Annotated in this window: 19 protein-coding genes; 12 read left to right on the top strand and 7 right to left on the bottom strand. The window is 49.1% G+C overall.

Annotated features, from left to right (window positions below; all coding sequences use genetic code 11):
• Positions 1-109: 109 nt before the first annotated feature.
• From AC50Y5_RS13850 to AC50Y5_RS13830, 5 genes are all read right to left on the bottom strand, one after another.
• On the bottom strand, positions 110-916 hold the full coding sequence (locus AC50Y5_RS13850; protein WP_056036276.1) for a carbohydrate ABC transporter permease: 807 nt from the start codon (positions 914-916) through the stop codon (positions 110-112).
• Positions 913-1800, bottom strand: a complete 888-nt coding sequence (locus AC50Y5_RS13845) for a carbohydrate ABC transporter permease (protein WP_430161922.1) — start codon at positions 1798-1800, stop codon at positions 913-915. The genes AC50Y5_RS13850 and AC50Y5_RS13845 overlap by 4 nt, the downstream gene beginning before the upstream one ends.
• Positions 1801-1887: 87 nt before the next feature.
• Positions 1888-3264, bottom strand: coding sequence for an ABC transporter substrate-binding protein (locus tag AC50Y5_RS13840; RefSeq protein WP_056036279.1), 1377 nt, complete (start codon positions 3262-3264; stop codon positions 1888-1890).
• 267 nt (positions 3265-3531) lie between these two features.
• Entirely contained in the window at positions 3532-5274 is a 1743-nt protein-coding gene (locus AC50Y5_RS13835; protein ID WP_494861365.1) for a sensor histidine kinase, read from the bottom strand.
• Positions 5275-5281: 7 nt separating this feature from the next.
• Complete coding sequence (locus tag AC50Y5_RS13830; RefSeq protein WP_056036283.1) at positions 5282-6838, bottom strand: helix-turn-helix domain-containing protein; 1557 nt, start codon at positions 6836-6838, stop codon at positions 5282-5284.
• 430 nt (positions 6839-7268) lie between these two features.
• Here AC50Y5_RS13830 and AC50Y5_RS13825 point away from each other — a divergent pair, with 430 nt between their 5' ends.
• The 9 genes from AC50Y5_RS13825 to AC50Y5_RS13785 all read left to right on the top strand — a co-directional run bounded on the left by AC50Y5_RS13825 (position 7269) and on the right by AC50Y5_RS13785 (position 16001).
• Positions 7269-7949 (top strand): Crp/Fnr family transcriptional regulator, encoded by a 681-nt coding sequence (locus tag AC50Y5_RS13825; protein ID WP_056036285.1) that lies wholly within the window; start codon positions 7269-7271, stop codon positions 7947-7949.
• 29 nt (positions 7950-7978) lie between these two features.
• Entirely contained in the window at positions 7979-8818 is an 840-nt protein-coding gene (locus AC50Y5_RS13820) for an ABC transporter ATP-binding protein (RefSeq protein ID WP_056036287.1), read from the top strand.
• Positions 8819-8822: 4 nt separating this feature from the next.
• Positions 8823-9515, top strand: coding sequence for an ABC transporter permease (locus tag AC50Y5_RS13815; protein WP_235533173.1), 693 nt, complete (start codon positions 8823-8825; stop codon positions 9513-9515).
• A 27-nt stretch (positions 9516-9542) separates the two neighbouring features.
• Complete coding sequence (locus AC50Y5_RS13810; protein WP_494861362.1) at positions 9543-10589, top strand: ABC transporter substrate-binding protein; 1047 nt, start codon at positions 9543-9545, stop codon at positions 10587-10589.
• A 25-nt stretch (positions 10590-10614) separates the two neighbouring features.
• The gene (locus AC50Y5_RS13805; RefSeq protein WP_494861361.1) at positions 10615-11535 is read left to right on the top strand and encodes an MBL fold metallo-hydrolase; all 921 of its coding nucleotides are present in this window, start codon (positions 10615-10617) and stop codon (positions 11533-11535) included.
• A 322-nt stretch (positions 11536-11857) separates the two neighbouring features.
• On the top strand, positions 11858-13408 hold the full coding sequence (locus AC50Y5_RS13800; RefSeq protein ID WP_494861360.1) for an SAM-dependent methyltransferase: 1551 nt from the start codon (positions 11858-11860) through the stop codon (positions 13406-13408).
• 63 nt (positions 13409-13471) lie between these two features.
• Positions 13472-14167 (top strand): response regulator transcription factor, encoded by a 696-nt coding sequence (locus AC50Y5_RS13795; RefSeq protein WP_056036296.1) that lies wholly within the window; start codon positions 13472-13474, stop codon positions 14165-14167.
• The gene (locus tag AC50Y5_RS13790) at positions 14160-15251 is read left to right on the top strand and encodes a HAMP domain-containing sensor histidine kinase (RefSeq protein ID WP_056036298.1); all 1092 of its coding nucleotides are present in this window, start codon (positions 14160-14162) and stop codon (positions 15249-15251) included. The genes AC50Y5_RS13795 and AC50Y5_RS13790 overlap by 8 nt, the downstream gene beginning before the upstream one ends.
• 195 nt (positions 15252-15446) lie before the next feature.
• On the top strand, positions 15447-16001 hold the full coding sequence (locus AC50Y5_RS13785; RefSeq protein WP_056036299.1) for a VanZ family protein: 555 nt from the start codon (positions 15447-15449) through the stop codon (positions 15999-16001).
• Positions 16002-16075: 74 nt separating this feature from the next.
• Here AC50Y5_RS13785 and AC50Y5_RS13780 read toward each other — a convergent pair whose 3' ends face one another.
• On the bottom strand, positions 16076-16675 hold the full coding sequence (locus AC50Y5_RS13780) for a TetR/AcrR family transcriptional regulator (protein WP_056036301.1): 600 nt from the start codon (positions 16673-16675) through the stop codon (positions 16076-16078).
• Between the two features lie 228 nt (positions 16676-16903).
• Between AC50Y5_RS13780 and AC50Y5_RS13775 the strand changes: the two genes are divergently transcribed.
• Complete coding sequence (locus AC50Y5_RS13775; protein WP_056037024.1) at positions 16904-18424, top strand: DHA2 family efflux MFS transporter permease subunit; 1521 nt, start codon at positions 16904-16906, stop codon at positions 18422-18424.
• 108 nt (positions 18425-18532) lie between these two features.
• Here the strand turns inward: AC50Y5_RS13775 and AC50Y5_RS13770 are convergent, their stop codons facing one another.
• The gene (locus AC50Y5_RS13770; RefSeq protein ID WP_494861349.1) at positions 18533-21652 is read right to left on the bottom strand and encodes a copper amine oxidase N-terminal domain-containing protein; all 3120 of its coding nucleotides are present in this window, start codon (positions 21650-21652) and stop codon (positions 18533-18535) included.
• A 291-nt stretch (positions 21653-21943) separates the two neighbouring features.
• Between AC50Y5_RS13770 and AC50Y5_RS13765 the strand changes: the two genes are divergently transcribed.
• Positions 21944-23317, top strand: a complete 1374-nt coding sequence (locus AC50Y5_RS13765; protein WP_056036305.1) for a hemoblobin-interacting domain-containing protein — start codon at positions 21944-21946, stop codon at positions 23315-23317.
• 98 nt (positions 23318-23415) lie between these two features.
• A complete protein-coding gene (locus tag AC50Y5_RS13760) occupies positions 23416-25032 on the top strand; it encodes an S-layer homology domain-containing protein (protein WP_494861347.1) in 1617 nt (538 codons plus the stop codon).
• The last annotated feature ends 174 nt before the right edge of the window (positions 25033-25206 follow it).

Here is a 25206-nt window from a genome sequence, read left to right as displayed (position 1 = left end):
TATAGCAGACAAGTTTGTCATAAAACCTGTGCTGTAGGGAGAGCCTATTCACCTTCTCATATTGAAAGCACAATATAGCTGGCTGGCCTTGGTGGCCTTGCTATAACGTTTAGCCTTTGACCGCACCAGCGGTCAGGCCTTTCATGAACGTTTTCGAACCAAGAATAAACAGAATCAGCACGGGAATCGTCGTCATCGTAAGGGCAGTCATTCGCGCTGCGTAATCCGTCCGGTGAACGATACCCAGATTCGAGATAAAGATTGGAAGCGTGTACCACTCGGACTTGTTAATCGTGACGAGCGGCAGCAAATAGTTGTTCCATGACCATAGAAACACCAGCGTTGCCAGCGTCGCCAAGCCCGGTTTCATTATCGGCAGTACAATGCGAATTAAGATACCCGGCTCGGAGCAGCCGTCAATACGCGCGCATTCCAGTAAATCGGTTGGAATCGAATCGCGCATGAACTGGATCATAAAAAATGCACCGAACGGAAATGCCGCCCAGACGAGAATGACCGGCCACAGCGTATTGCCGACACCGAGATGTCTCATTTCAATAATATAACCGATTAATCCGACCTGGGTCGGTACCATCATCGTAATAATAACGAAGGTCTGAAGCAGCTTGCGACCGCGGAATTCAAATTTCGCCACGGCATAGCCGATGAGTGTGCTGGTGAGTGTCGCCAGCAAGACAGAGGCAACGGATACGATCAAGCTGTTTCCGTATACTTTTAGAAAATCGGCCTGCAGGACGGTCTTCAGGTTTTCTCCCAAATAGTTGCCCGGAAGAATCGGAATTCCCTTGAATAAATCCTCGCTGTAATGCGTTCCCATCACGATCATAATATAGAACGGAAAGAGCGAGAGCAGGGAGATGACAATTAGACAAAACCACATGCTGGCTGTTTTCATCGTTTGTCCTCCTTAGGTGCTGTGAGTTTATAGCTAAGAATGGAGAATAATACGATTAGCAGGAACAGCGAGTAGGCAATGGCCGAAGCATAGCCGAAACGTGTATTGGAACCGAATGACTCATCCACAAATTTCCAAATAATAGTGAGGGCTGTGTTATCAGGACCGCCTACCTGTGCGGAGCCCGACCATCCGCCGTAAAGCAGCTTTGGCTCATCGAACAATTGCAATCCATTAATAACGGAGGTGACGACGAGAAATACGATAATATTTCGCAGCAAGGGCATCGTAATTTTGCGGAAGGTATGAAGTCCCGTAGAGCCATCCATCTTGGCCGCTTCGTATACGTCTTGCGGAATGACGGTCATGCCGGCCATGAAAATAATCATAAAATACCCGAGATTGCGCCAAATGACCATTAGAGCAATAATAGCCCGGGAGCCCCATGGGTCTTGAAGCCAGTAAAAACCTTCTTCCAATAGGCTGAATTTCGTAAGGAGCAGGTTCACAAGACCGGTCTGCCAGTCAAACAAGTAGGAAAAAATAAAGCCGATGGCTACCGGAGTCGTAATATATGGCAGTACATTAATGGTCTGAAATAATCTCTTGCCGCGCGTCAAATGGAAAGTCCAATACGCCAGCGTGAGCCCTAAAATCAAGGTTACTGGAATAAACATCGCCATCATAATCAGGGTGTTCCACAAGGACTTAATGAACAAAGGGTCATTCGTCCAAAGCTGCACATAGTTTTTTAAGCCGATAAACGTCTTGTCGCCTATGCCGTTCCAGTCATGCAGACTGAGCACGAATGAGTAAAGGACTGGATACAATTGAAACGCCGCATACGTCAGCACGAAAGGCAGGGCGAAAAGATAGGGCCACATGCGTGGCCCCCATCTGCGTTTGCTGGATGCGGCGGAAGTCTTAATTATGCGTTCCGCATTCACGGTCATCCCTCGTTTTCCCAAAATTTACTTGATGGTCGCGTCGGACGCTTTGTTTTTCGTTTCTTGGATGAACTTTTGCAGCGCGGAGTCGGCAGTGACCGATCCATCCTTCATCCATAGCGGGTACAGCGCGTTAAACACAGAGTCTACAACGGAATCGTATTTGGACTGTGCTTCGCCTTTCATATCTGGAACGATATTTTCGACGAAGTATTTCGCAAGATTTTGACCGCCGAAAAATTCATCATAAGGCCCCGGCGCGTCGATGAGCGCTTTTTGGGTTTCATAGAACGACTTGGAGCTGGTCATGTTGCCGAACGTCTTAAAGTTGAAGGCCGAGCCTTCATCGGACAAGTAAGCGTATTGGATAAATGCCCAAGCGGCCTCTTTAACTTTGCTGTCCTTGTAAATGCCGATCGCCGTTCCGCCGCGGGTGAATCCGCCTTCTGGCGCTTTGAGAAGACCCCAGCGTCCCGAACCGTCCGGATCGTTCGCGGATATATGCCATTTGGCTCCCCATGGCGCCATTGGATAGAACATGAACTCGCCTTTCGCCATGGAAGCAGACCAAGCTGGCGTCCACAGTTCATTTTTGCCGATAATGCCAGCGTCACGCATCTCAAACAAGCGGTTCAAAGGCTTTTGCAGCTTGCTCGTCAAATCGATTTCTGTGCCGTTTACGTAGGAAGCAAAATTCTGACCTTTCAAAGCGAGAAAGGCGTCGCCCAGACCAGGGAACATGAGCACCTTGTCAGCACTTTTCTCTTTAAGCTCCTTGCCGGCAGCGATGAAATCATCCCAAGTGGAAATCTTTTTCTCTAGCTCAGCTGGATCATCTGTGCCCCAGTATTGCTTCGCCAAATCTCTCCGGTAAGCGAAGCCAGCAGGCGTTAGCGATTGATCAACGGCAATGACTTCGCCCTTGGAATTAGAGACGTAAGGCACAACGTAATCTATAATGGTGCTTTTATCGAAGTTATAAGGCGCCGCTTCCAGATTGTCGAGCACACCAAGGTCAAACAGCTTGCCGCGGTAGGCCGACTCCCCAAGAATGACGTCCGGAACGTCAGAGCCGGAAGCGATACCGCTTTGCAGCTTCTGCAAGTAATCGTTCGGATTAACGACCGTTACTTCGACTTTGATGTTCGGATATTTTTTATTGAATTCTACGATCATGCCCTTCTGAAACGCTTCATCCCAATCCCAGACTTTAACGGTGCCGCTAATCTGTGTTGGATCTGTGCTGGCCGCAGTTGATGCCGCAGGAGCAGCAGTGCCTCCGTTGTTGCCAGTACCGTTGTCTCCAGTGGTGTTGTTGCCGCCGCAGGCTGCGAGCAGCCCAGTCAGCATCAGCACAGATACGAAACCGCCCACCCATTTGGCCTTCTTTTTGATGTTCATGTTGGTGAGTCCCCCTAAAATAATTTTGTAAGTGCTTACACTGCTATCGTAACTCAGGACCCTGTTAGGCGGTAATCAGCCAAAACGGTGATTTCGTATAAAATCCGGTGATCAAGTCGATTTCACCCGCGAAACGGAAGCTTTGCCGCCAGAGGGCAGCGTCAGCCGTTTACGCTTGAAATATAGGAAAGCATATGATTTTTCCATCCTTTCTCTATATTTCTCCGCGAAACGGTAGCTTTGCCGCCAAAGGACGGCTTCAGCCGTTTACGCTTGTTCCATCCAAGGAAGCTTAATTCGTATCAGGGTGCCCTCTCCCCATTCGCTAAATACTTCCAGCCGCGCCGAAGCGCCAAAATGGGTTTGCAGCCGCTCCTGAATGTTGGACAGACCGATTCCCCTCGTACGCTCAGGCTCTTGTCCCACCTGTCCTATTTGCATCCTCCAGCCTTCCTCGGGCACCGTCATGCCTTGCCCGTCGTCCTCCACTTCCAAAACAAGCTGTTCCCCTTCCCGGTAAGCCCGCACAATAATCGTGCCCTCTTCCAGATCCGACGGAATGATGCCATGTACAATCGCGTTCTCCACGAGCGGCTGAAGCGCCAGCCGGGGAACCGAACGGTCAAGCAGCGTTTCATCCACCTCCCAGACGAGCCGGAATTGACCAGGGTAACGCGTCTGCTGGATGACCGTATATTTGTCGATAATCCGCTTTTCTTCCGACAACGGCGCTCGCACAGCTCCCTCCCCCGTCTTGATCGTATTTTGCAAAATAGAGATGAGCGCCTGCGTCACTTCGGCCGCTTCTGCTCCGCGATTGGCATGCGACAAGTAAATGACAGTGTTCAAGGAGTTGTACAGAAAATGCGGATTGATCTGGGCCATCAATAAATCGATTTGCATTTGCCGTTTCACCGTTTCATTCTGTACGGCAGTGTCCATCAGGCTTTTCAAGTCTCTAACCATCCGATTGAAGCCTGTGCCCAAAATTTCCAGCTCATCCCCGCTGCGGATTTGGACGCTTGTCCCAAGATCGCCGACCGCTACGCGCTTCATTGCATTTGTCAGCCGGATCAAAGGCTTCATCAGATTGACGATAATAGGCAGCATGACGATGAGCGTTACGATAATGGCGGTAATAATGATGATGATATAGAAAAAGAAAACGCGATTAATTTTCATAAATAATTTGCTCTTAGACAGCAAAGCCGCCTGTTTCCATCCCTGGCTCATCGCATCGTCGGTCAACACGATGGTGCGGGCGTCCTCCGCGAACGGCTGGCCGGAATGCAAGGTGCTCGCCATAAACGCCCGGTCTGCATCCGGCAGCTTCTCATTCGCCTCCAACAGCAAAGCCCCTGAGCCGGTGAACAGCTCGATTTGCTCGAAATCCTGCGCACTTTGCAAGAAGACGTTGGATAGTTCGGAATAGGCAATATCGATAACAAGATAGCTATCCGCCTCTAAGTCCTGCCCGATCGGACGGTATTTCAGCACGTAACTAAATACTTGGCGGTTGCCGCTAATAAAGAAGAAGGAGTGCGGCTCGCTATAGGCAGCGCGTGTATCTTTCATTTTCACAAACCAGTCCTGCTTCAAGTACTCGGAGAAATATTCCTCATATCCGCTATAATTCGAATAGGTTTCCTCGTTCGGTGCAACGATCACGACATTCAGAATAAAATTGCTGAGCGCCACGAACCGCCCGAGCTTTTCCTGTACGGCCTGCTTGCGAAAATAGTTCACCTCAATATCCTCGCTTGCTGGCGCGTTAATAAGGGCGGTTATCTCCTCGTCGGATACGATGTACTCTGCTGTCTTGACGACCTGCTCCTGAATTTTCTTCAACTGGAACGAAATTTGCGCGAGCTTCGTCCGGCTGTCCTTAATCGATTGCTCGCGAATAATGTCCTTTGCGTAGTCATAGATGAAGAAGCCGCTAAGAATAAGCGAAATGGAGACGACTAGAACGGTGCTGGCGATAATTTTGGTGCGTATCCTCATGCGCATTGCAAGTTCACCTGCGTTTCTCCATATATTCGAGCGGGGTCATGCCCGTCGTCTTGCGAAAGACTTGGCTGAAATACTGCCCATTGCGGAAGCCGACCCGGTCAGCGATTTCATACACCTTGAGATTCCCCTCTTCCAGCAGCTGCTTAGCCTTCTCCATCCGGATTTCTGTAAGCCGGTCGAGTGCCGTCTGGCCCGTCTCCAGCTTGAACAAGTGGCGGAAGTGGTCGCGCGAAATGCCGAGCTGCCTTGCAATCGCATCTGCATCGAGCTCGGGATCGCCGTAATGCCGTTCCATCTGCTCGAGTGCCTGGCGCACTTTACGGGACACCGCGGGCAGCCCGGATGTCGCTTCTGCAAGCGCATTTAACTCCGACAAAAACCAATCGCGAATCCCCGTAAGCGAGGTCCAATCGGCTGTTGTGCCGGGGCCATCTGCCCAAGCTTCTGCTAGAGAAGGCAGTCCGCAAGTGGAGCGATAGCGGTTCAATACGGCGACCAGCTGCCGGCACAGATCGGCGAAGCCAACCGCATCCTTTGCCGCCAAAGCTCGCGCGAACAAAGCCGAAATCTCCCGTGCTGCTGCTTCATATTGGTGGCCCGGCAGCAGTTCTTTCGTCTTCGCCAGGCCTTCTTCCCACTCCAAATGTATGGGGGCGTTCTCTTCTGCACGCGGAAGCTCGTTCAGCCGGAACAGGTGGCTAGGGGCATAGAATATGGCCTGCGACAGCCATTTCAAAGCTTCAGCCAGCTTTGCCGGAACGTCTGCCCGGTTTGGCAAACCGTAGGCCATCGCCATTGATGCAGAGCGGCCCGTCAACTGTTCTATCGTCCGGCGTGCCTCGACCGCCTTCTCCTCCAGCAGCTCTCGCATCTTGCCCTCACCCCTGCTGCTCTTATCCCCGTAAATAAGAACAAAGCAGCTTTCTAGAAAGGGGATCGCCGCTAGCAGGCTGGAATCTCCTGTATCGGGCCACTCTGTCGGCCATTCGGGTTTACCTATAGCCGTGCCGGGCAGCAGCGGAGTAATTCGGGCAGGCTCAAGCACCAGCAGATGAAGCCGGTCGAACGCTTCGCCCACCTCAGCCGTCGCCGTCCTCCACTGTGCGTCCGACAGAGGTCTCCCGCCGAGCCAATCAATGAGCAATCGGCCGCGATCATTTTTTCGGAGCCGCTTATCGCTCTCGATCTCTTCCCTTAAGCCGCCAAGCTCCCGCTTGACCGCTTCCGCATCCATCTCATGCTTAATCCAATAATTCGAGACGCCGAGCTTTAGCGCTTCCTTGGCGTACTCGAATTCCTTGTAGGAGGTGAGCAGCACGATTTTCAGCACCAGTCCCTCTGCCAGCAGCTCCCTGCTAAGCGCCAGCCCATCCTTTCCGGGCATGACGATATCCATAATGATCAGGTCCGGTCGGTGCTCCCGCGCCAATTTTACGACCTGCGACGGCTTATTCGCCGTGCAGACGATCTCATATCCGAGCTGCTGCCACGATATTAAATTTTTCATATGCTCGATCGCGAGCACTTCATCATCCACGAGCATCACTTTAACCCAGTTCATCTTTTCCTTGCCTCCATATTCTTAATACTTAAAATGAAGTTATCATTTTTTGTGCCATGTAACTAAATACGACTGAGCCTGTCTCTTTCAAATTCTTTCTCTATGTAAAATAATTTCCTGTATGCCCTATTTCATTCATGGAGGGCTCGTAAATGACAGATAAATTAGAGGACTCAAGGTGCTCTTAGAAATAGACTAACTTTCGCCAAGTATACGACGAAAACCTGAATAATTGTATTTTTATATGACTGTTCCTCACTAACGTTGCGATCCAGACCTGATTGTAGACAGCTTTCTCACTCGTGCCGTTTGATACGGCTTATATTTTGTCGGCTAGCCGACTGTTTTTGTTTTGAACCATGGATTATAATTGCAAATACCGATAGGTAAACTTTGAATTCACCAACAGCTAGAGAAGGGTGGAACGACGATGGACCAAGAGGGTATGTCCTCCTATTGGGAAGGAAACGTAACGGATAGCGGTGAAGCCGAGCAACTCACGTTGGCAAAGCTCTTCCAGGAGTTTGGCTCTTCTCGTGTCATGAAGAAGAACTCCTTTATCTTCAGGAGCGAGGAAGAAAGTCAGGATATCTATTTTGTTCAGGACGGACTGGTGAAGATTTCGCAGTTTGCGCAAGAGGGCCAGAGCATCACCTTGTTCCTGAGGCACAAGGGCGAGGTGTTCGGTGCGGCCGAGGTGCTGACGGGGCAGAAGAGACAACGCTATGCGCGATGCATCACGGACAGCTGGATCCTCTCGATTCCGGCTTCCCAATTCACCAGCTTGCTGAAGAGACATCCGGATGCCCTCTATGCGCTAACGGTGGTCAACGCCCGTCGTCTGCTGCAGACACAGCGTTACGTTGAGACGCTCATCTCACGGCCGGTTGCTTGGAGGCTGGCTCAACTACTCATGCAGCTCGGAGTTCGTGTGGGGAAGGAGACGGTCGTCACGCTTTCGCTTACCCATGAGGAGATCTCCTATGTCATCGGCTGCAGCAGGCAGACGGTTACGGAGACATTGGGTCGATGGCGGGAGGAAGGCATCATTCGCTATGAGAGGAAAATGGTTGTCATTCACGATACCGACGAGTTCCAACAGCACTTGTAACGATGTGGAAAGCCATGGGGGGCGGGAGCATGATCCAGGTAGAGGGAGTAGGTAAGACGTTCGCGCAACGGGGCAGAGCGGGCTATACTGCGTTGAAAGACATTGACTTCAAGATTGGAAAGGGAGAGTTCGTCTCCATCCTCGGTCCTTCCGGCTGCGGCAAGTCCACGCTGCTTAACCTGGTAGCAGGGCTGGAGCGGGCGGATTACGGCCGAGTAGAAGCGAATGGCAAGGAAGTCACGGCCCCAGGGCCTGATCGGATCGTCGTATTCCAAGACCATGCACTGTATCCTTGGCTTACCGTGCTGGAGAACGTCGCATTCGGTCTCAAGCAAAAGGGAATCAAAAAGAAGGAGCGCCGCGAGCGAGCCATGGAGCAGATCCGGGCTGTCCATTTGGGGAAGTTCGCGGACCGCTATCCTCATGAGCTGTCGGGTGGGATGAAGCAGAGGGTGGCAATAGCGCGGGCGCTCGTCATGGACCCAGAGATTCTGCTCATGGATGAGCCGTTTGCTGCACTGGACGAACAGACTAGGCTGCTGCTGCATAAGGAGCTGGAGCAAATATGGCTGAGCACGGGGAAGACCATTCTGTTCATCACGCATAACATCCGGGAGGCGGTCATACTGTCGGACAGAGTGCTCGTCATGTCTACCCGGCCGGGACGGATTAAGAAGGAGTTCCGCGTACAGGCGGCACGGCCGCGGGAGCCTGGCGATTCTCTTCTGCACCATATCGAGAGTCAGATTATGGATACATTGGCCGCTGAACTGGAGAAGGTGGCGAAGGAGGAATATGGCAATGACTACACTCTGGAGAAAAGCCCTCTTTCTCATTCTACTGCTAATAATCTGGGAGACGGCATATAGGACGATGCATTGGGGCTGGCGCTTTCCATCGGCGCTGCAGACGGTGCAGACATTCTACGATGGGATGGCAAATGGGCAGCTACTCGAAGCGACGCTTAGCAGCTTGAGGCGAATCCTCATCGCGTTCGTCCTCTCGTGCGGCATCGGCATGACACTCGGCGTCTTGTTCGCTCGGAGCCGGCTGCTGGACGAGACGTTCGGCTTTGTCGTCGTCGCTTTGCAGACGGTGCCGAGCATCGCTTGGTTACCTTTCGCTATCATATGGTTCGGGCTGAACGACTTCGCCGTATTGTTCATCACGACGATTGGGGCGACGTGGACGATGACGATTGCGAGTCGGAGTGGGATCAAGAACATTCCTTCAATCTATCTGAAGTCGGCGCAGATGTTTGGAACAGGTCGCGGGTTCCGACTCTTTTACCAAGTGATGATTCCCGCGGCTATACCACAGCTCATTACGGGCATGCGTATGGCCTGGGCGTTCGCCTGGCGGGCACTCGTCTCCGGTGAGCTCATTGCGCGCGGCATCGGCTTGGGGCAGCTGTTGGAGGAGGGGCGAAGCCTCGGCGACACCTCTCTTATGCTCTGCATCGTACTCGTGATCGCGATTCTCGGTACGATCTCCGACCACCTCGTCTTCAAGCGCATAGAGGAGCGGATCTGGACCCAGTACGGTCTGAATACGGCCAAAACGTAAGCTTAACTAGGAAAAGGGGAATGATGCATGTTTAGAAAAGCGGCTTATTCGAGTCTTATGATCGTCTTGATTCTGACTCTGCTTTCCGGCTGCGGGACCTCTGGCTCGGGAAGCAATGGAAGCTCCAAATCGGTCGACCCCATTACGGTGCGGATCGGCTTGCTCAAGAACGTGACCCATGCTCCGGCTTTCGTAGCGATCAAGAAGGGCTATTTGCAAGACCGTCTCGGCGCTAATGTGAAGATCGAGGTACAGGGTTTTAACAACGGCTCCGACTTCTCGACTGCAATGGCGACAGGCCAGATTGACATCGGGTACGTCGGCCCAAGCCCGATAATCAACCAATATGTAAGGAGCAAGAACATCAAGATTCTGTCAGGAGCGAACAACGGCGGCGCCGTGCTAGTGACGAGGAAGGGCTCGGGCGTGACGAGCGTCAAGGACTTGTCGGGCAAGCTGGTCGCTATCCCGACAAAGGGGAGCACGAATGAGATCTCTCTGCGTCTGCTTCTTCAGGAGCAGGGCCTGAAGGTGTCCACGGATAAGAGCGGAGTTCAGCTTATTGCGATGGCTCCGGCAGATACGCTGACGGCCATGAAGCAAGGCCAGGTAGACGCGGCGCTATTGCCGGAGCCATGGGGGACGCTGATCGCGAACGAAGGCATCGGTAATATCGCCGTTGATTGGGATCAAATTCCGCCGAACAAGGGGAATTATCCACTTACGATTATCGTAACTAGTGACGACTTCCTGAAGGATCATCGGAATTTGGCCAAATCCGTTCTTCTGGCCAACGAGGACGCAATTAAGTTTATCAAGGAAAGTCCCAGCGACACGTATTCTCTCGTTAGCGATGAGTTGAAGGAACTGACGGGCAAGGGCTTGGATGCCGAATTGATCAAGGCCACACTGTCTCATCTAAATCTGACGATGAACATCGACCAAGATTCCTTGAAGCTAATGGCGCAGGTAGCCGTCGATGCCGGCTATATCAAGGGAGTCGAAGCAGATGGCCTGGATCTGGCAGGCTTGTACGATCTGTCGCTGCTGAAGGAGATACAGGAAGGCAAATAAAACGAAGATGAGAGGGCTGACAGCGATGTATATCCAGCCACAAATGAATTTGAGGCCAGACTACCACCCAGATCTGACCGTCGTTCTGCTCGGGACAGGTTCTCCCCGTGCCTTCTATGGGCGAGCGAAGCCCGGAGCCGCGGTGCTCGCGGGAGACAAGACGTTCCTCGTTGATTGCGGGGGCTCTACGGTGGACCAACTAATCAAAGCGGGCATCATGCCTCAACGGATATCCGATGTCCTGTTTACCCATCACCATTACGATCATAACGGAGGATTTTTCGACGTGTTCATCACGAGTTGGCGCACGCATATTACCGCAGAACGTGTCTTCGAAGGTCGTTCAGTGCCCATGCAAGTGTACGGACCAGAGACGACGAAGGCGATCATTGGTAAAATGCGGGAGTCCTTCGAGTTCGACGTCAAGCTCCGAATTAGTTATAATCTGTCGGATGAAGCGGGCTCACTAATCGAATATACGGAATGCAACGAGGGTGTTATCTACGATAAGGAGGGCATCCGAATTACCGCCTTCGAGGTGGACCATCGCCCTGTCTATCCGGCTATCGCCTACAAGTTCGAGTATAACGGCAAGACGGTCGTTATATCAGGCGATACGATTCCGGTGGCCAATATGGAGAAACAAGCGACTGGGGCAGATCTGCTCGTTCACGAAGCGTACAACAAGTCGTGGCTTGACGCCCTGATCGCGCAATACCCGAATCACGAGAAGGCGCTGTCAAACCCTGCGAAGTATCATACGACGACGCTGGAAGCGGCTGCAATCGCGCAACGGGCGGGAGTCAAGCATCTCGTGCTCACGCATCATATTCCCGCACCAGCGGCGAATCCAGAGGCCGAGCAAGCGTATATCGAGGGGATGGCTGGAATTTACGCCGGCCCGATCACAGTAGGTCGCGACCTGATGGTCTTCGACTTAAAGTAGCTGACAAAGGGCACCCCTTCCGGGTGCCCTTCTATTTTGTTTTAAGTGACATACATGTCAAGAAGTATAAAGGGACGATGTATCTCAAGATTGAAGATTTAAAGAAAGTCGGACTTATTGAATCTGATTAAGTAATTCCGTTTCATTAATTATTAGGGCGCCGATTTGGGCGTCCTTTTTTGTATGGCAGTCGGACTCTTGACGGTTGAAACGGCGTATTTGATTGGGATGTGCTATCATAAAAAGGGATATTATGAAAATAAGTAATGTGCAGGCGGGCAAGATGGCATGCAATCACTTTCAGAAGGCAGGATTCGTTTAAATGACTGTTAATCATACACAACGCTATCGTTTTAGTGAAGCGCCTATATGGCATATTCAAAGGGAATATTTTGAAGAAGAAGGCATGAAGGCTTGGAACAATGATCAAGTCCCTCAATATATAACGAGTAATCCTATGATTGCGGCGGCCTATGCCGAGATGATATTCGGACTCCTCCAAGATCGGGCAAATAAGGGAAACGGCTCAGAGCCTGTGTTTATTGTAGAGCTCGGGGCGGGAGCAGGCCGTCTCGCCTATCATGTGCTGCATGAGCTATGCCAGCTGAGAGACTATGCGGGGATATCCCTGCCCCCTTTCCGCTATATTATGACCGATTTGGCTATGAAAAATGTTCTAGCCTGGCAGCAGCATCCTGCCCTGCAAGCTTTTATCGCTGAAGGCTTGCTTGATTTTGCACGATTTGATGCGGTTCATGATACGGCATTAAGCCTCGCCCAGTCAGACACAATCATTAGAGAACAGGACTTAGAGCAACCATTAGTCATTGTCGCCAACTATTTTTTTGACAGCATTCCACAAGAATTAATCTATGTAGGCGACGGGCAAATTTATGAAGCGGATGTTTTTGTCGAATATCCTGAAAATCGGGATGCCCTTAAACCAGCCGAACTATTAGATCAAATCGCTTTGCATTATGAGCACAGGCGGGCACCCGAGTATGAGCAAGACGACTATCCTTACCGTGATGTCATTGCCGTATATCAGGAACAGCTGGAGGATTCGCATATATTATTTCCTGCCGCGGGTTTAACCTGCTTGGAGCGCTTGAATCGGTTGTCCCAGGCAGGCTTTCTATTAATAACTGCTGACAAGGGCGACCACCTGCTCGATAACTGGAAATTTGCCGAGCCGCCGGAGCTGTTTCTGCATGGCAGCTTCTCCTTAACCGCCAACTACCATGCGATTCAGCATGTGTTTGAGCAAAGAGGAGCCCAGGCGTTATTTCCCCCGCATCATTATAAAAATATAAATGTCGGCTGCATTCTCCATTTGGATCAACCGATGGCCTACTCAAATACGAGACTAGCTTACCGCCGATTTGTCGAGCGCTTTGGCCCGGACGAGTTTTTCAGCATGAAAATGTGGGTTGACCGCCATCTTGCCAGCATGGAGCTGCAACCATTATTGAGCTTTTGGCGTTTGGGTGGATATGATGCGGAGTTTTTCATTCAGAGCACGAAGCAAATAGCCAGCCTGCTGCCGGATGCGAATGATGAAGAAATGCAGGACCTGCTAAGAGGCATTCAGCTAATGTGGTCGTCGTATTACGTCATGGAGCAGCGCTATGACTTGGCACTAGATGCTGGCTTGCTGCTGTTTGAGATGGAAATGTACGAGGAGTCCAAGCATTTTCTAGAAATATCGGTGCAGCAAGAACAAGATGAGGTCGTTTCAACCGTATTTTATTGTCTCGCTATTAGCTGCTTTGAGCTGGAGTTGGACGAGCAGGCATTGAGCTATATTCAGCAATTTCTGGAGCTGGAGCCGGGTCATGAAGAGGCATTGGCTTTGTTAAGCCGATTTGAGTAAAAAGCGTATGGCTTCACTTGTTGTTCATTACTTTTAGGCATAGACAGTTAGGGGTGACTGGATTTGAGGCGTATTACGATTTTGGTCGCAGACGATGAGGTGGAGATCGCGGATCTGGTCGCCTTGCACCTGCAAAAGGAAGGTTATTACATTATAAAAGCAGCCGACGGGAAGGCAGCCATGCAAGCTGTGCAATCGCAAACGATCGATTTGGCTATTTTGGATATTATGATGCCGGAAATGGACGGGTACGAGGTCACACGTAAAATTCGGGAGCAATACCATCTGCCGATTATTTTCTTAAGTGCCAAAACCTCGGACCTCGATAAAATCACAGGGCTGGTTATGGGCGCTGACGATTACATGACCAAGCCCTTCAATCCAATGGAGCTGGTGGCACGCGTCAATTCGCAGCTTCGCCGGTCGCTGCAATTCAATCAGCCAGCCGTCATGAATAAAGCGGTGCTGGAGCTAGGCGGACTCGTGATTTCACCCGATCAGCATAAAATCACCTTGTACGGCGAGGACGTCGAATTAACGCCGAAGGAGTTCGACATTCTTTATTTGCTGGCGAGCCACCCGAAACAGGTGTTTAGCGCGGAAAGCATTTTTAAACAGGTATGGGGCGAAGCCTACTATGAGAGCGGCAATACGGTGATGGTCCATATCCGTACACTGCGCAAAAAACTGGGAGAAGATACGACCAAGCGTAAATTCATCAAGACGATCTGGGGCGTGGGGTACACGTTTAATGATTAAAAGCAGACGAAGCTTTCGGACTACGATGATTATGCTGCTGGGCTTAAGCATGCTTTTGTCCGGTGCGATTACGTATGGCATTTATAAAATGCTGCAGCTCTATTACGTCGACGTTCGCGAGGGCGATCGATTGGCTCTGTACCGGAGGATGATGAGGGAGGTCGGGGACATTTATGTGTTCCTCATTCTTTTTATCCCGCTGGCTATTGTTTTTTTCTTCTGGTTTACGAAGCGTTATGGGACGTATTTCAATGAAATTTCCAAAGGAATCCGCCATCTGGCTAATGGGGAATTTGATAATCGGGTACATATTTCCTCAAACGATGAGTTTAACAGCATTGCGGAGGATTTGAATTTGGCCAGCGAAAAGCTGCAAGCGGCGGTCGAAAAAGGGGATTTTGCCGAAAATAGCAAGGATCAGCTGGTTGTGAATTTGGCCCATGATCTACGCACGCCGCTTACCTCGATATTGGGGTATTTGGATTTGATCGTGAAGGACAATCAGCTAACCGATGAGCAGATCAAGCATTACACTACGATTGCCTTCAATAAATCACAGCGTCTGGAGAAGCTGATTGATGGACTATTCGATATTACCCGCATGAACTATGGCAAGCTGCCGGTTCAGAAAGAGCACATTGATCTCAGCGAGCTGCTCAGGCAGCTGAATGAGGAGCTATATCCTGTTTTTGAGAAAAATCGTGTAATTTCCCGAATCGATGTGGCTCCCGAGCTTTATATTTATGGTGACGGGGAGCTGCTGGCCCGTGTATTCGAGAACTTGTTGACGAATGCGGCCAGGCATGGCAAAGAAGGCTTATATGTAGATATGAATGGGCATATCGATACCGGGCATGTGGTCATTCAAGTCGTCAATTATGGAGGGGAGATTCCGCCAGAAGATTTGCCGCATATTTTCGAAATGTATTATACGGGCGACCGCTCACGGGCGCATCAAGAGGGCGGCACGGGCTTAGGCCTGTTCATTGCCAGAAATATTGTAGAGCAGCATGAGGGAACTCTTAAGGCCGAGAGCAATGTGGTGCGGACGGTATTTGAAGTGCGATTGCCTGTGCGCTCATAATTTAAGAAAAACTTTAAATTTGCCCCACTTTTTTTTAACTAGTTTTCTCTATCCTAGAAGTATAAGGCAAGAGGAGGACGCGTTAATGACGAGGTGGGGCATTTTTATATGCTTGGTTCTGCTGGGCTATGCAGCGACGGACAGAGAGCTTTATAAATAGAACGGCGAGATTGTGACGGTGAAGGAGGAAGCCATTTGGAACAGACGGCAAATAAGACAAATAAGTGGGAACTTTTTATAGGAGCGGCGTTTATCGTATATCTGTTTTTATTATTTAAAATCATTTTGCTCAAATGGAACTTCATTAGTCTCGATGCTTTATGGTATCATTTCAAAACGTTTCTGCACCACCCGTACCTCATTTACGAGCGCCAAGCGAACTTCAAGCTATTCGATGAGATTTCAAGAGATATAGGAGATATAAATGGATTATCGATTTCAGGCTCTATTTTATTTTCGAATCTAATTGGCAATACGCTGGCCTTTATTCCGCTTGGTATTTTTATGGCGGAGCTCATCCAATCTAAAAGGGCATTATGTATAAAAGTAGTGATGCTTTCCTTTCTGCTAAGCTTATTTTTCGAATCGACTCAATTTTTTCTAGGCATCGGCATCTTTGATGTGGACGACTTGCTGTTAAACACGGTTGGCGGCATGATGGGGTACATTGCTTGGAAAATAGTCAAGGTTGGCGTGAAAGTGCTCCAGCCCACAACGGCGAGAGGAATAAAGAGAACTTCTCATACATGAGTTTGAAGGCCGGGAACCTAGTGAGGGTTCCCGGCCTTTCTCGCGTCTTATCTGAATGAATAAGGATTGGTGTTCTACGAGCTGTCTGCATTAGATTTGAATGGCACCATAAGCAAAAGCTGTTTGGCAAGGAAGGCAGGCGTATAGGGCATATCGTTGCGCAGCCATATAACGATCGTGCCAAGAAAGGCAGAGGAGCCATACCAGGCTGCAATATCATTCGGAATTTGGGGCGTGATGGTTTTGGATGAGGCATTATGATTGCCAATTTTACTTTTAATAAATTCCATCATCAGCACAGAAAGGCGCTCCGTGAATATGGGCAGACGTCTGGAGCCGAGCATGATTTTGTAAGACGCTGAATGATCGGCAAAATGCTGAATAAGCCTGACCAGCTCGGGCCATTCATCCTTAGCGGTACTGGATTGATCGGCCACATCTTCTAGCAGCTTTCGAATGTGCGTGGTCATGTTGTCCGCCATCTGATTCAACATATCCGGGATATCCCTGTAATGAAGATAGAAGGTAACCCGATTGATGGTCGCCCGCTCCGCGAGTCGATTCACCGTGATTTTCTCTAAATCATACTCTTGAATTAACTGGAGAAAAGCATCTCGAATCAGTTGGCGTGTGCGTATAACGCGCGGATCCATTTTTGAAGATTTTGTTGTCATGCGAATACCGGTCCTTTCTACTTTCAGAATAATCGTCTATACGACAGGATGGAATGAATTTGTAGATTATTACGAAGTAAAACTACATATCGTACATATTTGTAAACTATCAAACAGTATTGAAAAAGGTGTCGCTTGTAATCATAAAACGAGACGCCTATAATCTTTTACATTAAGTAAATTATACTACAGACTGTCAATTAGTTGAAGTCGAAAGGATTGAGTAAGATTAGTACAAACACTGTTTTTGACAGCAGCTCAATTAAGAAAGGTCCCTTGTTGTTTGTTTTAATCGTAGGGGCATTTGTCGCGGTATTGAATCAGACCATTATGAGTGTCGCGCTTCCCCATCTAATGGTCGAATTTTCGATTGAGGCTTCCGTCGCTCAATGGCTCACCACCGGGTATATGCTGGTAAATGGCGTTCTCATTCCGATTACGGCCTATCTTATGCAGCGTTTTACGACACGCGAGCTTTTTCAATCAGCCATGGTTATCTTTCTCGGAGGAACCATATTGGCGGCGATGGCGAATTCATTTGAAATATTGCTCGTTGGACGGCTCATTCAAGCGGCTGGCGCCGGCATTATTATGCCGTTATTGATGAATGTCATTCTTACCATCTTCCCTCCGGACAAACGCGGGGTTGCCATGGGAGTCGTTGGTTTAGCGATTGTTTTTGCACCTGCTGTTGGACCTGCTATCACGGGTTATGTCATGGAGGAATACAGCTGGCGCACGATGTTCCAGGCGATTATTCCTGTTGCTGCTTTGGTCATTATTCTTGCTCATTTTTATTTGAAAAATGTAGCTGAACGGTTGTTCCCTAAGCTCGACGTATGGGGAATGATCTTCTCGACCATCGGTTTTGGTATGGTCATTTATGGATTCAGTAAGGCGGGCAGCCTAGGCTGGTCCAACACAGAAGTTGTAGTTTCACTTACAGTGGGTATTGTTTCCTTGGCCGTGTTTACGTGGCAGCAGCTGCGAGCCAAAAGTCCGCTGCTGGATCTCAGAGCGTTCAAATATAATATGTTTTCTTTAACGACCATTATTAATATCGCCGTCACTATGGTGATGTATGCTGATATGATGCTGCTTCCTCTCTATTTGCAAAATGCACGCGGATATACGGCATTGGAGTCGGGCATGCTTATGCTGCCGGGAGCCCTGCTTATGGCTCTCATGATGCCAGTGTCCGGGAAGCTATTTGACCGCTTTGGTGCAAAGTGGTTGTCGATCGTGGGTATGATTATAACAATCGGGACTACGATTGGATTTGTGAATTTGACGGACTCCACCAGCTATAACTACTTGCTGCTGATGTCTACGGGACGACGGATCGGTATGGCTCTCTTCCTAATGCCAATTACTACTGCGGGTCTGAATCAGCTTCCAGCGAGACTGAATGCGCACGGAACAGCTATCTCTAATACGATTAAGCAAGTGGCTGGCGCGATTGGTACCTCCTTGCTCGTAACCGTCATGACGTCGAGCACCAAAACCCATCTGACGGATACGATGGTGACTAGCGGCACACAGACGGCTTCCAAGGAAATGATGGTACATGCGAACATTCAAGGTATTAATGATGCTTATCTTGTTATTGTTGGAATTGGCGTTATTGGACTTGTGCTTTCTTTCTTTATAAAAAGTGTCAAGCAAGGTGAAGAGGAAGGCGTTAAAATGCCTGCAAGCAATAAAGTGCCAGCTGGAATCGGGCATGCTAAAAAATTAAAAAACAGCTAATAAAAGAGATGCTCTTCCTATTGGTGAGATGCATGTCATGCAAAAAAAGGCCGGGACCCCATTGAGGGGCTCCCGGCCTTTTTTGCGTACATCTTGATTCTATTAAATTTAAACTCCTGTAGGCTGGTCAGGAGTTGGTGTTGTTGGTGCTGTTGGTGTCGCTGGTGGGGTAGCTGGCGTTGGAAACAGAACAGCTGCCGAAGGATCGGACAACGCATTCGCACCGCTTTTGGCTACCGAAAGCACATACACCCGATAATTGGTGTCGTAAGCGAGTGGCTGACCACTAGCATCCGATGTGTTTTTGTTTATTGTTAGTATGGCTTCAGCTGGCGATGGTGTGTAAATGCTGGATGCACTTGCCGAGGCTAGGTTAAAGCTGCCAGCATCTGCTTCTTTAACGATAAACACGCGGTATTGCGAGATATTTCGCTCATCAGCCGGTTTCGTGAAGGATACTTGAATATCCTGGCCGCTCGCGAGCAGGGTTGCATTAACCGCTGTTGCTGCCGCTGCTGGAGGCAGCGGTACAGGAAGTGTAATAGTCGCAGAGGCAGAAGACAGTGCATTGGTGCCTGCCGAGCTGCCGCCGCCAACGGACAATACAAACACTTGATAGCTGACGCCGGCTTGGATGAACTCTCCGCCTGTGTCGCGTGTATTGCGAGTAAGCACTTTGCTCGGTGTATCGGTTTTATTGACTGCCGTAAAATAATCAGGCAAAGTAATCCGATTCGCTGCATTCAGGTCAAAACCGCCAGCATTCGCACTTTTGACGATGAAAATACGGTAATGGTCGATATTGCTTTCGTCCGAAGCTTTTGTAAAATCGACTTTGATATCTTGACCGCCATTGTATTCAGCTGCAACCACATTGGCTGCCGCAGATACACCTTTAGCTGCTAGCGTAATTGCTGCTGAACCGAGGGACAGTGCATTGGTGCCTGCCGAGCTGCCGCCGCCAACGGACAATACAAATACTTGATAGCTGATGCCATTTTGAATAAGGTCGCCGTTAACGTCCCGCGCAGTTGCAGCAAGCACTTGGCTAATATTTCCGCCTGTCTTAGCTACTGTCGTGTAGTTATTGGCGTTGCTCACAGCGTTAGCCGCTGCTAGATTAAAGCTGCCCGCATTAGCAGTCTTAACGACGAAAATACGGTATTGGTTCAGGTTGGTCTCATCGGCTGCTTTGGTAAAAGCAACAAGCAAATCTTGACCGTTGTTAAGCTCGTTTACGTCGCTGACAGCAACATTGGCTGCTGCTGTTACAGCGCTAGCTGACAGGATAATCGGAACTGAGCTGCCAGACAGAGCATTGTTGCTAGTCGAGCTTCCGTTGCCGACGGACAAGACGAATACCTGATAGCTGACTCCGTTCTGGATGAGCACGCCATTAACGTCACGCGCTGTCGCAGGCAATACTTGATTAATATTTCCGCCTGTTTTGGAAACGGTCGTATAATAGCTGGAATTTGTAATATTGTTTGCTGCAGCCAGATTGAAGCTGCTTGCATTTGCCGTCCTAACGACGAAGATGCGGTAATGGTTCAAGCTGCTCTCGTCGCTAGCTCTAGTGAAGGAAACGCGCAAATCCTGTCCATTGTTATAGTCGCTCACGTCGCTTACGCCTACATTGGTTACACTGCTGACTCCTGTGCTATAAAGCGCAATACTGGAGGAAGCGGTGGACAAGGTGCTGGAATAGGAGGAGCTGTTATTCGTAACACCCATTACAAACACACGGTAGGCAACGCCATTCATAATGGAATTTCCCTTCACATCTCTTGCGCTGGAAGAGAGAATTTGGCTGTAGCTGCTGCTTCCCGTTCTAGAAACATCGGTATATCTTCCCGACGCTACGTTATTCGCCTCTGTTAAATTAAAGTTGCCGTAATCAGCCTCTCTTACTACGAAAATCCGGTAATAGCTAATCCGGGACTCATCCGATGCCCGATTAAAATTAACGCGCAAATCGCGGCCATCTCCATAGTTGCTGACATCGGCTACGCTCGTAATCGTCGGATTAAATCCGGAAGAAGAGCCAAGTGTCACAGACGAAGAAGCCGAAGACAAGGTATTAGCAGTAGTACCTGCGCTGCTGCTCATGGAAAGGACATAAGCGGTATAGGCAACGCCATTTTTAATATATTCACCCGAAGTGTCCCTTGCCGAGGAGCTGAAGCCTGTACTCATCGTACTGCTGCCCGTTTTGGAAACCGTCGTGTAATAGGAGCTATTAAGCGTATTGGCTGCTGCCAAATCAAATTTGGAAGCATTGGCGGTCTTCACAATGATCACCCGGTAGCTGGAAATGTTGCTTTCATTGGAAGCCCGTGTAAAGCTGACCGAGAGGTCACGGCCGTCGCCGAAGTCGCTAACATCGCTAATGCGTACATTCGAAGCAGCGTCTACTGTCGATTTGACGCTCAGCGTAATGGAGGCAGAAGGGCTGGATAGCGCGTAACGATCGTTATTGCCAACAGTCAAAATAAAAACTTTATAAGGCAGATTAGAACGAAGCAACGCCCCGTCTGTATCTCTTGTTTGAGCCGTTAGTACATTGTTTTGGTATGCGGACGATGTAGGAAGCGCCGTATAATTCGTACCGCCTACAATTTGCGCCTTAGCCAAATTAAAGGAAGACGCTTTGTCTGCCGGAACGACGAGTATGCGGTAGCTGTTCACATTCGTCATATCGGTTGGAGGTGTGAAATTAACCTGCAAATCTCTTCCGTCTCCATTTTGGCTAACTGTGGACACACTCACCGAGGTGGCTGCGCCAATACTTACGGATGCAGATGTTGTAATGCGTACACTTCTTGTTTTCGAATCCCATTTCACATCCTCGCCAAGCGATTCGCTGACGAAGCGGACAGGAACGACGGTTCTGCCTTTAATGGAACGGGCAGGGGCGTCCAGTGTAACGGTTGTATTGTTAATCGTAGCCGTTCTGGCACCCAGTTTAAGAACAACGGTTGTATCGCCCTTCGTAGCGGTTACCGTTTTGGTTTTTTGACTCCATAATACTTTGGCATCTAAAGCTTCAAAAATCCCGCGCAAGGGCACAAAGGTGCTGCCCGAAATAATAATAGCGGGTTGATCAGTTTGCAGCACTTGTCCATCGATATAAATTTTAATATCGGTTGTTGCTGCCTGCGCTACAGGCTGAAGTAACACAAAAAACAGCGTTGCAAAAGCAGCTAGAGCGGAAACCATTTTTCTCATAACGTTCATATCCCCTCTGGATCGTTCTTCCATCATTTTCTGGATCGATAATAAGACGAAGCAAGAAGGGTAAAAGTTTCTACTTATTCATATTTTGTTCATAAAAATCTGGCGCCTAGGATAAAAGGGGGGACGAGAGATTTGAAATGGGTCAATTAGAGGAGGTCTTTTGTCGGAGTTTGTCATTTTGCTGTCATTGGGGTGGATTATACTTAGCTGGAATAGTGGGCAGGAAGGTTGCTCATTGAAAGACATGCCGAATACGAGAATGTACAGGGGAGTGAAAGATTCATGTTAAAAGGTTGGTTTAAAGTAAAAGCGCAAGGGAAATCTAGCTTCACCGTGTTGTCTATGATGTTGGCGCTAGTCGTAGCGCTGTCTGTTCTGCCAAGCACGGCTTTGGCTGCTCCAACTCCGGTTTCGGTGAGCCCGAATCTCAGTACAGTTGCCTTGGAGACAAACAGAGGAATCGTTACACAAGGTAAAGTGAAAGTGACGGGCCTTTTTAATTCGAATAGTACAGTTGTATGGTCGACCTATGGAAAGGCAAGTGCAGAGGTGGTGCCTGAAACAGGGACATCGTTCAGCACGATTGCGGGTGCTTATAGTTATAACCTGAACTATAATCCTTTTGTACCGGCTGCTGCTGGCGATATCCTTTCTATCGTTGAAGTAGATGCTCAAAGCGGAGAGGTTGTAGGCTACACTTCGCTAGCGGTTGGAGCTAATCATGTTGGTACGGTGGCTCCTATGGTCGATCGGAACTATGTTTTCCCTGGAATACAAGCTGGTTATAATCAATTTTTGCAGGGTGCCAATTTTTACGATACACCCAATGGAGTAACGCTTAGCAACTTCATAAGCTCTGATACCGCTATAGCTTCTGCAAGTCCAAATGGTTGGTATTTTTATATTAATGGGGTTAGCACAGGTACGGCTACTATAAGCTTTGATGCCGCAGACAATCTGACAGGGGATAAAATAAGAACAACAATGCCTGTTTCGGTTGTGACATTTCGCCAGCCATATCTAAATAATAATGAAGATTACTATTTTACTGGAAAAGCCTTAACGATTTCCGTTAATCCTCCAACTGCACAATGGGCGCCGGACTCTATTGAAGTAAATGGAGTGACTGTGTCAAGCGAAAGCTATACTTATACACCTGGGGTCTTTGGTCAAATTGACGGCGAAATTGTGCTGCAAGCCAGCGTGCTGTCAGAAGGTGAAAATAAAATCGTTGTGAAGACCTATGATACGATAGATGGGGTGTACGAAACTACTCTTCATCAATCCGAGCATTCCTACTATATGAGCGAGCCTCTTATTGATAGGGCGAGCGGCGGACTAACCGCATCCGTCAAATTCGTAAGAAACATCACTAACAATAGTTATAATGATCAAGCAACCGTTATTTTTCAGCTTATGAACGGCGATGTGCCAGTGGATACCGTTTCTGTTACGACTGACAGGCTGAATGGCTATCAGACAAATCGCGCACATTTCAATTTAGCGGATGCGGCAACAAATCCGAACTACTCGGTCCGTGCTTTTCTCATTACAGGAGACAATGCCGATCCTAGCAACCTAGGCTATAATCTTGTAACAGAAGTGGATGCGACAGAGTTTGAGCAGCGTTACCAAGAATGGCGCAACTGGGATTGATAGTGGGCTTATATTTCACCCTCGAAACGGTAGCTTAGCCGCGAGAGGACTGCTTTAGCCGTTTACGCTTAATTGAATAGAAAAGAGGTATGTCTGAAGTGAGAATACGTACATGGAGCTTAACTCTAATCATTGGTCTATGCCTATCGCTGTTTCCCATCTCCTTATGGGCTGCTGTCTCGGTCAATCCGGTGACAGGCAGCATCCATCCTGGCAGCCAAATTAATATCACAGGAACCTCAGACCTGTCCGAGGTCATTATTAAAGTGTACCGTCCTGACCGCAGCATTCTATATTTTAATGTGGCCAAGGTTAGCAATGGCACATACAGCGACACCATTACCCTTGGTGCTAATGAAGTGGTCGGAACGTATGAGATTAACGTTGGACAAGCTGACCAGATTTCATCCACCAATGTAGTGGTAACGACAAGCACAACGACGGCTGCCCCTGTGGCAAATCCGGCGAGTGGAGCCGTTGCAGCGGGTACAAACGTGACGCTGAGCAGCTCGACAGCTGGCGCGGCTATTTACTACACGACGAATGGCAGCAACCCAACCACAAGCAGCACCTTGTACAGTGGACCGATTGTCGTGAGCAGCGCGCTGACGATTAAAGCTATCGCTGTTGCCAACGGCAAAGCAAATAGCGAAGTGATGAGCGCAAGCTACACGATTTCAGCCTCAACTGGCGGCGGTGGCGCTGTTGGTGGCGGCGGTTCGACGACTGTGCCTAGCACGGACAAAGTTATCTCAACGAATGGTAATCTGACGCTTCCAGTTGGCAAAGCGGGCGAGGTAAGCTTGAATAGCGAAGTCATCGTCTCGATTCCAGCTAATGCGACAGCGAAAGAATTAATCATCTCCATTACCAAATTGCAAAATGTACAAGGCCTGCTCACAAATAAGGAAACACTGGCTAGCTCCGTCTTTGAAATTTTGAAAAATTTCACGGAAAACTTCAGCAATCCTGTTACATTGACGTTTACTTTCAACAAAGCAAGTCTGAAGAGCAACCAGAAGGCTTCTGTGTTCTATTTTGACGAAGTGAAGAAAACATGGGTAGAAGTCGGTGGAACGGTTAGCGGCAACCAGATTACGGTAGCGGTCGACCATTTCACTAAATATGCGGTTATGGCTGTAGCTCAACCTATTGTCGATCCTATAAATCCAGCTCAGGAATTCAATGATATTTTCGGCCACTGGGCAGAAGCAAATATCAAGAAAGCAATTGGTGCAGGCATTGTCAGCGGATATCCGGACGGCAGCTTTAAGCCGAATGCAACGGTAACGCGTGCGGAGTTTGCAGTAATGCTGATGAACACGTTGAAGCCGGAAGAAGAAGGCGCGGCACTTACCTTCACTGACACGGCGACAATTGGTGCATGGGCGCAAAAAGCAATTGCGCAAGCGGTACAAGCTGGCATTACGAAAGGCTACGCTGATGGCGCATTCCATCCGAATGCTCAAATTACGCGAGCGGAAATGACAGCTATGCTGGCAAACGCAGCAGGTATTCCTGCTGATGAGAATGCGGCAACTGGTTTTGCAGATGATAAGGACATCCCAGCATGGGCGAAAAGCGGCGTGGCTTATGCGAAGCAAGCCGGCATTGTACAAGGGAAAGGCGATAATCAATTCGCGCCTCAAGCCTATACAACAAGAGCGGAAGCGGTAACGGTATTGCTGAATATTTTGGCGCTGCAAAGCAAATAAGGCAGTAAACCATTTATAAAAAAGAAGAAAGCAGTCCCTGCTCAAGGGGCTGCTTTCTCTGCTGAAATGGCCCTGTTTTTCGCCATATTAGGAAATCCAGTCCATTCATAGGCTGGTCCGTTCGCGGACTGGCTCTTTTTTATATTTTTTTTCCTAGTCTTCTGATAAGATATG

The sequence above is a fragment of the Paenibacillus sp. JT22N7 genome (genome assembly GCF_059383875.1).
This window is presented reverse-complemented; position numbering and strand designations above follow the sequence as displayed.

What these genes read in the sequence shown, in the direction of transcription:
- AC50Y5_RS13770 (WP_494861349.1), bottom strand. Translation starts at nt 21,652, where the DNA reads ATGAGAAAAATGGTTTCCGCTCTAGCTGCTTTTGCAACGCTGTTTTTT.
- AC50Y5_RS13765 (WP_056036305.1), top strand. Translation starts at nt 21,944, where the DNA reads ATGTTAAAAGGTTGGTTTAAAGTAAAAGCGCAAGGGAAATCTAGCTTC.
- AC50Y5_RS13815 (WP_235533173.1), top strand. Translation starts at nt 8,823, where the DNA reads ATGCATTGGGGCTGGCGCTTTCCATCGGCGCTGCAGACGGTGCAGACA.
- AC50Y5_RS13850 (WP_056036276.1), bottom strand. Translation starts at nt 916, where the DNA reads ATGAAAACAGCCAGCATGTGGTTTTGTCTAATTGTCATCTCCCTGCTC.
- AC50Y5_RS13810 (WP_494861362.1), top strand. Translation starts at nt 9,543, where the DNA reads ATGTTTAGAAAAGCGGCTTATTCGAGTCTTATGATCGTCTTGATTCTG.
- AC50Y5_RS13790 (WP_056036298.1), top strand. Translation starts at nt 14,160, where the DNA reads ATGATTAAAAGCAGACGAAGCTTTCGGACTACGATGATTATGCTGCTG.
- AC50Y5_RS13845 (WP_430161922.1), bottom strand. Translation starts at nt 1,800, where the DNA reads ATGTGGCCCTATCTTTTCGCCCTGCCTTTCGTGCTGACGTATGCGGCG.
- AC50Y5_RS13825 (WP_056036285.1), top strand. Translation starts at nt 7,269, where the DNA reads ATGGACCAAGAGGGTATGTCCTCCTATTGGGAAGGAAACGTAACGGAT.
- AC50Y5_RS13800 (WP_494861360.1), top strand. Translation starts at nt 11,858, where the DNA reads ATGACTGTTAATCATACACAACGCTATCGTTTTAGTGAAGCGCCTATA.
- AC50Y5_RS13835 (WP_494861365.1), bottom strand. Translation starts at nt 5,274, where the DNA reads ATGCGCATGAGGATACGCACCAAAATTATCGCCAGCACCGTTCTAGTC.
- AC50Y5_RS13840 (WP_056036279.1), bottom strand. Translation starts at nt 3,264, where the DNA reads ATGAACATCAAAAAGAAGGCCAAATGGGTGGGCGGTTTCGTATCTGTG.
- AC50Y5_RS13780 (WP_056036301.1), bottom strand. Translation starts at nt 16,675, where the DNA reads ATGACAACAAAATCTTCAAAAATGGATCCGCGCGTTATACGCACACGC.
- AC50Y5_RS13820 (WP_056036287.1), top strand. Translation starts at nt 7,979, where the DNA reads ATGATCCAGGTAGAGGGAGTAGGTAAGACGTTCGCGCAACGGGGCAGA.
- AC50Y5_RS13830 (WP_056036283.1), bottom strand. Translation starts at nt 6,838, where the DNA reads ATGAACTGGGTTAAAGTGATGCTCGTGGATGATGAAGTGCTCGCGATC.
- AC50Y5_RS13805 (WP_494861361.1), top strand. Translation starts at nt 10,615, where the DNA reads ATGTATATCCAGCCACAAATGAATTTGAGGCCAGACTACCACCCAGAT.